This is a genomic window from Seohaeicola saemankumensis (assembly GCF_042678485.1).
Lineage (GTDB): Bacteria > Pseudomonadota > Alphaproteobacteria > Rhodobacterales > Rhodobacteraceae > Seohaeicola > Seohaeicola saemankumensis.
The window spans coordinates 199,950-211,360 of record NZ_JBHTKR010000007.1; the positions used below are offsets into that span (position 1 = coordinate 199,950).

General features: G+C 59.3%; 14 protein-coding genes and 1 tRNA gene. 9 read left to right on the forward strand and 6 right to left on the reverse strand.

From position 1 onward, the window contains the following. Positions 1-96 precede the first annotated feature (96 nt). Entirely contained in the window at positions 97-1,083 is a 987-nt protein-coding gene (locus ACFQ3C_RS17525) for a 2-hydroxyacid dehydrogenase (RefSeq protein ID WP_380794606.1), read from the reverse strand. 123 nt (positions 1,084-1,206) lie between these two features. Here ACFQ3C_RS17525 and ACFQ3C_RS17530 point away from each other — a divergent pair, with 123 nt between their 5' ends. From ACFQ3C_RS17530 to ACFQ3C_RS17570, 9 genes are all read left to right on the forward strand, one after another. Then, on the forward strand, positions 1,207-1,749 hold the full coding sequence (locus ACFQ3C_RS17530) for an SH3 domain-containing protein (protein ID WP_380794609.1): 543 nt from the start codon (positions 1,207-1,209) through the stop codon (positions 1,747-1,749). Positions 1,750-1,845: 96 nt separating this feature from the next. After that, positions 1,846-1,920 (forward strand) — tRNA-Gln (locus ACFQ3C_RS17535). 269 nt (positions 1,921-2,189) lie between these two features. Next, positions 2,190-2,444: a hypothetical protein gene (locus ACFQ3C_RS17540; protein ID WP_380794611.1), complete on the forward strand. Its 255-nt coding sequence runs from the start codon at positions 2,190-2,192 to the stop codon at positions 2,442-2,444. 232 nt (positions 2,445-2,676) lie between these two features. After that, positions 2,677-3,159: a hypothetical protein gene (locus ACFQ3C_RS17545; protein WP_380794614.1), complete on the forward strand. Its 483-nt coding sequence runs from the start codon at positions 2,677-2,679 to the stop codon at positions 3,157-3,159. A 163-nt stretch (positions 3,160-3,322) separates the two neighbouring features. Further along, positions 3,323-4,045, forward strand: a complete 723-nt coding sequence (locus tag ACFQ3C_RS17550; RefSeq protein ID WP_380794616.1) for a thermonuclease family protein — start codon at positions 3,323-3,325, stop codon at positions 4,043-4,045. A 338-nt stretch (positions 4,046-4,383) separates the two neighbouring features. Then, a complete protein-coding gene (locus tag ACFQ3C_RS17555) occupies positions 4,384-4,842 on the forward strand; it encodes a hypothetical protein (protein ID WP_380794619.1) in 459 nt (152 codons plus the stop codon). Positions 4,843-5,706: 864 nt separating this feature from the next. Next, a complete protein-coding gene (locus ACFQ3C_RS17560; protein ID WP_380794622.1) occupies positions 5,707-6,924 on the forward strand; it encodes a primase-helicase family protein in 1,218 nt (405 codons plus the stop codon). Continuing rightward, positions 6,921-7,292, forward strand: coding sequence for a hypothetical protein (locus tag ACFQ3C_RS17565; protein ID WP_380794625.1), 372 nt, complete (start codon positions 6,921-6,923; stop codon positions 7,290-7,292). The genes ACFQ3C_RS17560 and ACFQ3C_RS17565 overlap by 4 nt, the downstream gene beginning before the upstream one ends. A 271-nt stretch (positions 7,293-7,563) precedes the next feature. Further along, a complete protein-coding gene (locus tag ACFQ3C_RS17570) occupies positions 7,564-7,851 on the forward strand; it encodes a hypothetical protein (RefSeq protein WP_380794627.1) in 288 nt (95 codons plus the stop codon). A 282-nt stretch (positions 7,852-8,133) separates the two neighbouring features. Here the strand turns inward: ACFQ3C_RS17570 and ACFQ3C_RS17575 are convergent, their stop codons facing one another. The 5 genes from ACFQ3C_RS17575 to ACFQ3C_RS17595 all read right to left on the reverse strand — a co-directional run bounded on the left by ACFQ3C_RS17575 (position 8,134) and on the right by ACFQ3C_RS17595 (position 10,659). Continuing rightward, positions 8,134-8,307 carry a hypothetical protein gene (locus tag ACFQ3C_RS17575; protein ID WP_380794629.1) on the reverse strand — a complete coding sequence of 58 codons (174 nt, stop codon included), beginning with the start codon at positions 8,305-8,307 and terminating at the stop codon, positions 8,134-8,136. Further along, the gene (locus ACFQ3C_RS17580; RefSeq protein ID WP_380794631.1) at positions 8,301-9,506 is read right to left on the reverse strand and encodes a DUF6538 domain-containing protein; all 1,206 of its coding nucleotides are present in this window, start codon (positions 9,504-9,506) and stop codon (positions 8,301-8,303) included. Before ACFQ3C_RS17580 ends, ACFQ3C_RS17575 begins: the two co-directional genes overlap by 7 nt. A 59-nt stretch (positions 9,507-9,565) precedes the next feature. After that, positions 9,566-9,763: a hypothetical protein gene (locus ACFQ3C_RS17585; RefSeq protein WP_380794634.1), complete on the reverse strand. Its 198-nt coding sequence runs from the start codon at positions 9,761-9,763 to the stop codon at positions 9,566-9,568. Beyond that, entirely contained in the window at positions 9,756-9,926 is a 171-nt protein-coding gene (locus tag ACFQ3C_RS17590; RefSeq protein WP_380794636.1) for a hypothetical protein, read from the reverse strand. Before ACFQ3C_RS17590 ends, ACFQ3C_RS17585 begins: the two co-directional genes overlap by 8 nt. Positions 9,927-10,017: 91 nt before the next feature. Further along, positions 10,018-10,659, reverse strand: coding sequence for a hypothetical protein (locus ACFQ3C_RS17595; protein WP_380794638.1), 642 nt, complete (start codon positions 10,657-10,659; stop codon positions 10,018-10,020). Positions 10,660-11,411 lie beyond the last annotated feature (752 nt).

Here is an 11,411-nt window from a genome sequence, read left to right on the forward strand (position 1 = left end):
CCCGAACCGCTGTTCCGACACAGGCCTGTCCGGTTCGGGCCAGTTCTGTTCGGGCCAGTCCTGTTCAGGCCAGTCCGGTTCAGGCCAGGGCCAGGGTTACAGCATCGACGGGACGACCTGATCGGGTGGCCGGTGCCCATCCGCGAAGGTCTTGATGTTGATGATCACCTTCTCGCCCATCTCGGCGCGGCCCTCGCGGGTGGCCGATCCCATATGCGGCAGAAGCACCACATTGGGCAGATCACGCAGGCGCGGGTTCACATCGGTGCCATGCTCGTAGACGTCCAGGCCCGCACCGGCCAGCTCGCCCGCGGTCAGCATCCGTGTCAGCGCATTCTCGTCGATCACCTCGCCGCGCGACGTGTTCACGATCACCGCGTCCGGTTTCATCAGCTTGAGCCGCCGCGCGTTCATCAGGTGGAAGGTCGAGGGCGTATGCGGGCAGTTGATGCTGATCACATCCATGCGCGCCACCATCTGGTCAAGACTTTCCCAATAGGTCGCCTCGTATCGGTCTTCGATCTCGGGGCGCAGCCGGCGGCGGTTGTGATAATGGATCTGCATGCCAAAGGCGCTTGCGCGGCGCGCCACGGCCTGCCCGATCCGGCCCATGCCCAGAATGCCCAGGCGCCGGCCACCGACGCGCCCACCCAGCAGGGCCGTGGGCGACCACCCTGTCCAGCGCCCCTCGTTCATGATGGCAAGCCCTTCGGGCATACGGCGGATCACCGCCAGCATCAGCGCCATGGTCATGTCCGCCGTATCGTCGGTCAGCACACCGGGCGTGTTCGACACAAGGATGCCGCGCTGGCGCGCTGTCGCCACGTCGATGTGATCGACGCCGGCGCCATAATTCGCAATCAGCCGCATGTTGGGGCCTGCTTGCGCGATCAGCCCCGCATCGATCTGGTCGGTCAGTGTCGGCACCAGAACATCGGCCGTGGACACCGCCTCGACCAGTTCGGCGCGCGTCATCGGCGTATCATCCTCGCGCAGTTGCACGTTGAACAGTTCCTTCATCCGCGTCTCGACCGCTTCGGGCAAGCGTCGCGTCACGACAACACTCAGACGTGCAGTTGGCATTCAGGCCCTCCCCTTCTTTCCAAATCAGCTGCTTGATGGCAGAGTGGCGGATGAACCGGCGGGGCACAAGAACTCCATTCCAGATTTCACCCGGTCAGAGCGGATAGAAGGCAGGCATTGGGCATGACACAGCTGAAGTTTCGGGCGGATCGCGGATTCGTGCGGGCGTATCGGATGATTGCAGCGGTATCGGTGCTGCTGCTTCTGGCGGGTTTCACACCGCAAGCCTATGGCGCGGAACGCGGCAGCGTCACCAACCTGCCCCTGCCGCGCTATGTGTCGATCAAGTCGGCCGAGGTGAATGTGCGTCGCGGCCCCTCGCTGACGCACAGGGTCGACTGGGTGTTCAAACGCAAGGACATGCCGGTCGAGATCACGGCCGAGCATGGGCATTGGCGCCGTGTGCGCGACCGGGACGGCGCTGGCGGATGGGTGCATTATTCGCTTCTGTCCGGCAACCGGACGGTCATCGTGGACCAGGACATGCTGCCGCTGCTCAGCCGCCCCGAACAGAACGCGCCCGCGTCGGCCCAGCTGGAACAGGGCGTGGTGGCGCGGCTGGACAACTGCACCGCGGACTGGTGCCGCCTGTCAGCGGGCGGCTATCGCGGCTGGGCCCCCAAGAATGCCCTCTGGGGCGTCAAGCTTGACGAGGTCCTCGAGTGATGCCCGGCACGGCCTTTGCCGCGTGAAAGAAGCATAGATTTTTTCCAGATCGGGTCTTGAACCTGCATCGCAGTCAGAGTAATCACCCCCTCACGTTGGGGCGTGGCCAAGTGGTAAGGCATCGGTTTTTGGTACCGTGTACCGTAGGTTCGAATCCTACCGCCCCAGCCAACTCACCAGATAGACTGCCGTTTCGTTGATTGCATGGTCGTTGGCCGTGCTGGCCGGGTGGCGTGTGCCCCATGCGGAGGCCCAAGGTCGCCACATCGCCTCACATAAGCAATAACACTCAGCCCATCCGACCGGGCAACTGTTTCGTATAGCTGAACAATGGGGATCTTCCGTTTCGGATTCAGCAGTGAAGTTGTGGCTTTTTCGTGGTATAATTTAAAAGCTGTACACTGAGGTGCGGCGAAACATTATTTCCTAGGGGGGGGACTATGAAGACACTTCGTGAAATCACTTTGGCGACATTTGCCGTTGCACTGATGTCACTGGCCGCACCAGTTATGGCCGAAGGAGATACAGGGGGCGACACACCATCTGCCGGTGCAAATAACGGTCACGGCAACGGAGATCAGGCCGCGCCGGGCAACTCGGGCGGCAACAACAATGCCGAGAACTCAGGCAACTCGGGACAGGGGAACTCCGGGAACGGTCAGGGTGGCCTTCAAGGTGCTCCGAACAATAACTGACACTTGTGTCAGAGTAGGTAGAGGGGCGGCTGGAAAGGTCGCCCTTCCTTTTTGACGAATGGTCTTTCTTCTTGCGACCAGTCTGCACTGCAAAGGCTTCACTCACGACCTTCGGCTACATTCCGCCTTCACTCGGCATTGGCCCGCTACCACACTCGGATCGACTGCCCTTCTGCCCTAGAATGTTCCAAATTCGGCGGTAGCGTGACGTGAATCAATTGAGGATGGACACATGACGAAACTCAAGACGATCGCATTTACTCTAGCAGCATCGACGGCCTTGGCAGTTCCCCTGACAGTCAGCGGAGTCGATTTCACAGTTGACGCCGCATTTGCCCAAGCAGGCGGCGGCGGTGGCGGAAACGGTGGTGGCGGTGGCAACGGCGGCGGTGGAGGAAACGGCGGGGGCAATGGTGGTGGCGCTGGCAATGGCGGTGCTTCTGGAACAGGAGGTGTTGCAGGAAACCCCGGCAACGACATGGGTGTCGGAAACGCAGGGGAGTCCCCCAACGGTCAAGTGGGCGCTTGGGGCGGTGGCTCTCGCGGAATGTCTGATGGCGACAAAGGTGAGGCAGAGGACGGAGACACAGATGATGTCGCTGAAGATGCCGATGATGCAGACAATGAGGACAACGTGACCGAAGACAGCACAGACCCGACGACTGGGGATGATGTTGCTGAAGACGGGTTTGCCGTTTCTGGCGGGGATGCCTGAGCAGCAACTTAGAAGTATCACAAAAGGAAAGGCTCCTAGTGCTCCAGGGGCCTTTTTCATGGGTCGAACACTCTGGGTACAGCCACTCTTTCGTTGTCCTTGCCCCAAGACGACACGATGAGGCATCGTGGGCGCATAGCTTTGCAGCCAAGCGTTTCACCTCATGCCATTCTCCAAGGATCGAACAGAGCTTATCAAAGAGCGAATACGCCAAGCACTTGCTTCTGAGGGCGGGTCGGCGTGGGACACCTCATTCCTCAGAGATATGAAGACACGGTTTGATCGCTATGGGACGAGGACGAGACTTTCTGATGCCCAGCTGAAGCAGCTTGAGAGGATACTCCGGCTGCCGAAGGATGACAGACGCGACCTTGCGAACGTGGTGGATTTCAGATCGGCACGGAAGAACAATAAACCGAAACAGTCCTCGCGGCTCCGAATTCGAAGTGGGACAAGATGGGTGGTCCGGACCCTAACACTATCGGCAGCCTTCTTCGGGATATGGTTCGTCCTGGCAAATCCTCATCCGGATGCTGCGTACTGGAACATATTTCGATCCCCGACATGGGGCGGCACATCGTCCTCCCCCTCCCCCACGGGTTCGATGCTGATCGACCGAGTAACGCGGGTTCGAGACGGTGACACCATCGTCGTGGGACTGATCCCGATCCGCATCGCCAACCTCGACTGTGCTGAGAGCGGGACGGCTGCCGGAGAACGGGCGACCCGGAGAGCCAAGCAGCTGTTGGCCAACCAGAGCGTGCAGTGTCGACTTGAGGGTCGACGGTCATATGACCGGGAGGTCGGGGTCTGTGCCCTGGAAGACGGTCGGGACTTCGGGGAGGTGATGATCGCTGAGGGGTATTGTAGCCGGTGGCGGGGGTGACGATGTCGATCAGGCATACACGTGGCCACATAAGCTTGCGGGTCGCGTTCACCTCAGGGTAGCGTGACTGAGTTTCCCTGCCGAGGTCGCTTCCTATGCCAATCCCATCTTACGAGACCCTTATGCTGCCCGTACTACGGCTGTTCTCCTCGGGAGCGCGGAACGTGGCCGACGGCTTGCCTGAAACGTACTGATCGCCTTGCCATTCGGTACAGCCGACATTTCTGAAGAACCGACCTTCCGTCTGTGGTAATCTCCTTGCCGGGCGGTTGGCGTGACCAAATGTCCAGCCGCGTAGCCGCGGGGATTCAAAGGCGGCCTTCTGAAACGACAACCAGATGGAGCACGAGATGGCGGCATTTGCCTCATTTTTCGGCCTGGCGCGGCGTGCAGGCCGACAGATATCCCTGGCCATTGGCCTTGCTTGTCTTTGCGGTTGCGCGGCCATCGGCATCGGGGCTTCTGAGGCGCTTGTTGTGATGGGCGCGGGCGTGGCCGGAATCGAAATGGCGGCGATTGCAAACAGGCAGGACAACGGGGACGAACCGAAAATCAGCGGGACATACAAGGAAGGGTTCTGGTTCGATCGCGAACTCTATTCCGTCAGTGTCGCTTCGATGACTGCCCAAGAGGCAGAGACCCTTGCGCGTGCGACGGCTAGGGATTCATGTGCGGCCCGTGGCAAGGTGCCCAGCACGGTATCGGAAAACGCATTCGAGGCTACTTCGATGCTGGGGCCCTCAAAGTTCAGGTTCGAAATGAAATTTCGCTGCAGGGATGACGCTGCCGAAGGCTGACGCGGGTCGACCATCCCGCGCGCCCTGCAAACTGAATAGCCCCTAGATTTGTTGGCACCATTGCCCAACACCATAGACACTTCGCGGAGAATTGGTTCGAAGCTGATGTACTCGGGGAAATCCCCATTGCAATCGCCACTTCTCTTCTGGAAGTGCTTCTTCGCCTCGTCACAGGATAGGTTGATCAAGTTCTTCATGTAGGCTCCGGGTAGTGTGTGATAGACCTAACCGCTTATTGCAGCCGGTGGCAGGGGTGATTTCTGGCCGTCTGACCCGACAAGCCCAACATACTGAGTATAAACGATTTCCTTCCAGGGGACGCTATAGATAACTAGCCTCGTGTCCTGAAGGCGCAAAACGGCCTCTCGTGGCCCTGTTGGCGCGGCGCTGGAAATCGCTGGGGCGGTTTCGATGTCTTGGCCAAACGGGCTGAGATAGGGGACTGATCCACATTTTTTTTCACGACCGCCTGGACCGTGAGTAGCCTGCTAAATCCTTGGCAATCACGGAAACGGGCTGGCTGGCTTTTCGCAGCGGGAGCCGCGGGTGGCAGGAATCCAGCTCGGACTGGGCAGTAACACCTTGAAACTAGGAGGAAGATCGATATGTCAGCACTACCACCGACATTACGCGGTGGCATCCATCTGCCGGGCAACCGGCGTCATTTTCAAATACTGGGGGCCGCTATATGGCCTTACGGAACCATCATGAATGAATATCCAAAATCCACTGACTACACTTACCCCGCAACAGGACGCGCTGATCCGTCTGCTGGCATCCAGCTACGTTCGGCGTGAAAACCGCTTCTACCACATAGACCACCCTACGGAGCCAATGTCGCAGCGGGACCTGCAGCAGTCCTTCATGCAGATGATCGCTGTTGAGTTTCCTGACCTGCCACGTGATCCGCAGACACTGAAGGCTGTATTTCGGATCGCCATCGAGCTTCAGCACACAGATCGGCAGCGGACGATCCCATACTGGGGCGGCCAGATCCGTAGCTTGCCGGGTCATCCCGAACGGCTGGTCTGGAACCCGAGCGGGTCGGTGACCGTCAACAGCTGGAGGGTACCAGCATACCGCCAGCACGGGACGAACCGGGCTAGGTACGGTCGCTTCGGGCCGCTGTTCCGGGCGCTTTTCCCTCGCCCAAGGGAACGGAGGATGGTGCTCGACTGGGTGGCCTGGACTCTGCAGAACGAGACCGATCGCCCGGCTTGGGCCTTGTTGCTCTACTCGAAGGCAAAGGGCACGGGTAAAAGTACCTTCTGCGACGTGCTGCGGCACCTGCACGGGGTCAACAACAGCGCGACCCAGAACAACGTCGACAACCTCGTGACCCGGTTCAACACGCAGGTTCTGACCAGTCGGCTAGTGATCTGTGAGGAGTTGTCGCTACGGTCAGAGTCCAAGCAGTCGAACGCCCTGAAAACCTTCATCACCGATAGCACAGTGCTGTCCGAGCGGAAGGGCCGGGAAGCGGAGTTGCTGCCCTTGATCTCGTGCTTCGTGTTCACGACGAACCACCTGCCAACATGGCTAGAAACGGGGGAGCGGCGCTACTTCGTGGTCCAGACCGATCACGACGGCCACGCGTCGGGGTCGAGGGCTACCGAGTTCACCAACATCATCGCAGGAGTCTACGAGGCGCTGGCCAATCCTGACGAGCTTGCAGCCCTCTACAATGCTCTGATGCGGCGGCGTGTCGGTGACGGCTTCAACCCGAAGAGCCTGAACACCGAGCGCGACGGGACGGCGATCATGAAGCAGCTACTGGGAACGACGGGCGAGACTGTTCTAGACCAGCTTGAAGAGTTCCTGGACAGCGAGGGACTGGACGTGATCCCACAGACCGTCGTGCAGGAGCACGTTACGAAGGAGTTGAGACAGAACGGCAACCGCACCCGCCACATGATGCAGGAGCTTGGCTGGGCCCAGCACAAGGTCAAGTGGGGTGGGGTCGACTATGCACGGGTCGTCTGGGTGAAGCCGGGCTACCATGTCGCTGACGGAAACCTCATTCAGCCTGACGGAACCACGGAACCGATAGGGGAGCATATCCTACGGGAGGCTGGCCTATGACCCAGCACTTCCTGTTCCTGGACGAGTCCGAGCAGCGCTGGCTCGACATCCTGACGAACCACGCCGATGAAGCCGAAACCCTTGCCCACCGTCTGGTGGGTGATGGGCGACGGACAGAGGAAGGCTGCATCGTCACCGACACGGCCACCCCACGAAAGGTGCGGTTTCGAGGGCAGCAGTACGCCGCCTACCGCTTCATCTTCTGCGCCCTGAACAAGGAGATGGCCAGCTTCGACGATGTGGTTCGCCACCGCTGCCATAACCGGCTGTGTATCAACCCGGAGCACCTGCAGAAGGGTACGAGGGCGGACAACCAACGGGATGACTGGGATAACTGGGCCAACGGGGTCGACCACCGATTTCTGTAGGTGTTCCCATGCCCATGCGTGACTGAAAAGGGTGGTACCCGCGACACCCACGGAGAGGGCCTACGGGCCCTTTCCACCGAAAAAAGCATGTATCCGCAATCCGTGTTGGTCTGCAAGGAGCCCACAGCAGACCTCAGTCCAAGGGGCAGCATCAGTTGCGAAGGACGGGAAGCGGCCGTTCGCTGCACTCTGCACGAAGGTCAGCTATGCGGACAAGGCAGACCTTCGTTCACATGTTGAGACCCACTGAGTTCAGATCTTCAGGACGTCCATGAACGATCTGACAAGGATCAATGACCGATCTGTCCAGGGGATGGTATGTTCCAAAGGAAGTAGTGAGGAAGAGTTGACCATGTCAGATGGGAAGATCGTTGCGTCCATTCTTCTTGGATTGGTTGCAGTCGCAACAGGTGGTATCGCCGCTTTGCTCTTGGTTCAGACCTTGTCTGGTCTTGGCGGCGGCGGCTTGGCATTCACTGGCATCCCCATACTAGTCTTGGGGGGCATCTGCGCACTCTCGGTGGTTGGGATCGCCAAGATGAACAAGGGCGAAGACTGAAGCGCTCAAGCTATTCGTGCGAGCAAGGTCTGCTTCGGGCTCGTACCGGTCATTCGCTGCAGGGCGGCACCCATCGATCGGATGAATGTCCGCTCTGGGCTCATTCCTGCCGTTCGCTGCGAAGGTCATGAAGGTCCGATATGGGCCGAAAGCATCAATCGCACCCATCGCAGTCAAATGCGGTTTTGTCCTGCATAGCGGCCCCACACTACTTGCGGGCACACCGACGACAAAAAAAAGGAAAGTGGAGCACCCCGGCAGCCGAAGCCGCCGAGGTGAGTGTTATGTGAGCCGTTTCCTGACCACGTAGTCCGCCAGCACCTGCCAGTAGTGGTTGGCATCACGAAAGCCCTGCGCCTGAGCCGCCCGGTCTTCTGCCTGACCACGGGACAGCCCGCCCTCGTACTGCATTATGGCAGCCCGCTCCTCGAAGGCGTAGATGTCAGGGATCAGCATGGCAGCCGGATCCCGTCCACGATCGCCCGCTTCTGCTCATCGCTGATGCCAGCCGAGTAGATGCCATAGGTGAGCCGGTTCTCTGACCGGGCCGACTGATGACCGACCAGAGACGCAGTGAAGTGCTCCGGCACGCCTGTCCGCTCGCACTGGGTGATGAACCACTTGCGCGTCGAGTGAAACACCAGCCCCGGACGATCGATCCCCAGCTCCACCCTGAACTTGGCAAACTCCTTCGTCACGGTCGAAACGGTTAACTCGGGAAACAGCCGATCGTCAGGCATAGACGGCAGCAGGTCCGCCAGCACCCCATGAAGCGGGACGACCCTTTCCGCCGCATCAGTCTTCAGCAGCCGTACCCGGTTTGGCCGGATCAGAGCGAACCACCCCAGATTGCCCTTCCAGACCAGATCTTCACGCAGCAATCCCGTGGCCTCACCGGACCGCATCCCCGTGAGCAGGCAGAACAGTAGGACACGCCCGATGGTCGGATGCCCCGCCTTGAGCATTTCTGTGACCTCGTCGTCCGTCGGGACAGCGTAGGAGGCCACCCTGCCCTTCTGGTCGATCCTGACCGCTGAGAAGTCGAGCTGTGGGCTGTGCCCCTCGTGATAGGCCCAGTCTAGGAAGTGGTTGACCTGAGACACGATCCGCTTCTGCGTCTGCGCCGTGATCTTGGCCTTGTCGGATCGCGCGACCAGCTGTTCCAGACCCAGCGACCGGTTCCGGAAGGACTTGCCGACATGCGGTGACAACTGCCCGACCAGTGATACGAACCGCCGCCCGTCGTCTCTGGACAGCGATCCAATCTGCCTTGAGCCATAGAGTGAGACGACCAGACCGATGGAGAACCGAACCGACTTGAAGCCCCCGTGGCGCAGTTGATCAGACCGACGCCGCAGGTACTCGGCAGCCAGTTCCTTGACCGTCCTGCGCCCGATGATGGGATTGGACGGGGCAAAGACCGGGGCGGCCACCTTGATCGGCTGGGGGCGTTCCAGCACGATACCTTCACGAGCCTTGGCCACGATCTCCTCATACTTCGAGTTGACCTCTGCCGCCCGTTGTTTCGCTGTCTTTGCGTCCCCGGTCTTGAGGGACTGTTTCAGCGCCTGCCCCAGCATCGGTTGCAGGTCGCGTGGGTAGTTCCGGCGATACATCCACGTCTGCTGTTTCAGATATGCGTAAGGAATACGCATGCGTCCTCCTTGGGGCAACCGCCCCAGATTGATTGTTGAGTTCAGGTTTCTGATTGGTTTCAGCGGCTTTGATGGTCTGGAGAGATCCCAGCTACCAAGGAAAGATCAGGTTCGCCGTACTCGCCCGCCAGCGGCCCCGTGAGGGCCACCCCGGTAACGCAGTCGTCATGCACCGCGTCCACGCGGAACAGGTGTTCAGGCACGTCATCGAAGGCGAGGATGGTCACCACGTCGCCCGGATGGATTGGGTTAGTCATCGTCGCCTGTCCTCCACGTCACGACCAGCGTCAGTAGCACCAGAGCACCGATGGCCGGATGGGTTCGGGACGCGACCCAGAGGACCGTGGTCACGATGGCCTTGGGGGCGGGGGCAAAAAGAAAACCCCCGGCGAGAACGCCGAGGGCTGATAGGGTCTTCATAGCTAAGCTCCTGTGTTTGTTTCTATTTTAGATACACAGGGCTTCGCGGTTTCGAGAGAACGAGAATATTCTCCGAGTAGGTTGCACGGGTTTACTGGCTCGGTTGTATCCAGCCTGTACGGCGATCCACCGTCAGCCTCTGAACGAGCGACCCTTCTTTCGTGACGATCTCAGCAGTTATGGTATCGTCATCCGTTTCCTCGACATTCCCGAGCTTGATGTTTGGATTGTTCATCCAGCCAAGTTTCTGTTCCATCATGCTTTTAACATCTTCGACATCGAGGGCCTGTTGACGCTCATGCATCCATCCTGATCCATCAGGCCCTTGTTGCTGAAAATTCGGTGCCATCATGTAGCCGGGTCCTGGCATATTTCCCTGCCCCATCATGTAGCCAGGGGCATTCATGTAACCCTGTCCCATCATGTAGCCGGGTCCAGGCATATTGCCCTGCCCCATCATGTAACCGGGGCCATTCATGTAACCCTGCCCCATCATGTAGCCGGGCCTAGGCATATTACCCTGCCCCATCATGTAACCGGGGCCATTCATGTAGCCCTGTCCCATCATGTAACCGGGCCCAGGCATATGGCCCTGCCCCATCATGTAACCTGGGCCCCATCCATTTTGCCACCCGCTGGAGTTACCCAGGCCCTGCGCGACAGTCGGGCTGGAAAAAGACAAGCCAGCCAAAGTTGCGACCGCTAGGGTTCTGGTAATCGGCGTCAAAGACATCGTATCCTCCTTTTGGCATGCTGCCAGAGATGCGATTACCTAACCCCATACAGATCGGCTTTGCGTTGACCCAGATCAACTCATCTTTCGATCAGGCGTGCCTGATACATCTTGGAAAGCCTCGTCCTGTGAAAGGATCCTGATCAATGATGAAGGCGGGATGGTTCGGGAGGCCACCCAAAGGACTGTCGTCAAGATGGCCTTAGGCGCGCCCCCCCACGGCAAGAACGCCGAAAGCGGATAGGGTCTCCAAAGCTAAGCTCCTGAGTATGTTTTCTATTTTAACTACACAGGGGGCCTCAGCTTTCGCTGGCTATTGCCCTCGTCAGTGGCAGTGGACTCGACCGACACTGTTATCCATGTGGCAGCACTGTCCTGGAGGCGAGCTTTTCCGGCACCCCCCACCGTGCTCGACCTGCTGCTCCGAGCGGGTGTCGAAGCCGATCGTGGTCGTAGCCGAAATACCGAGGCCAGGTGTCATCAAGAGGCCAATGATGGCCACGCTGCGAAATGCATTCTTCAATGGATGTCCTTTCATTTTATGCATCGGCATCCTGCGGCCAGACCGATACAACCTCAAGTTATTCTCTGGAAACAACAGGCACTGTACTGGAAACAGCGGAGGCCTGCTTGAGTGGCCTTGTCACGGTTACCTTCGGCAGGTATCTCTACCCCATCCCGTAACGGGTATCAGTGAACGGCTTTAACGAGAGAGGGACACAATGGCGAACGCCAGCAATCACCAGACAGTC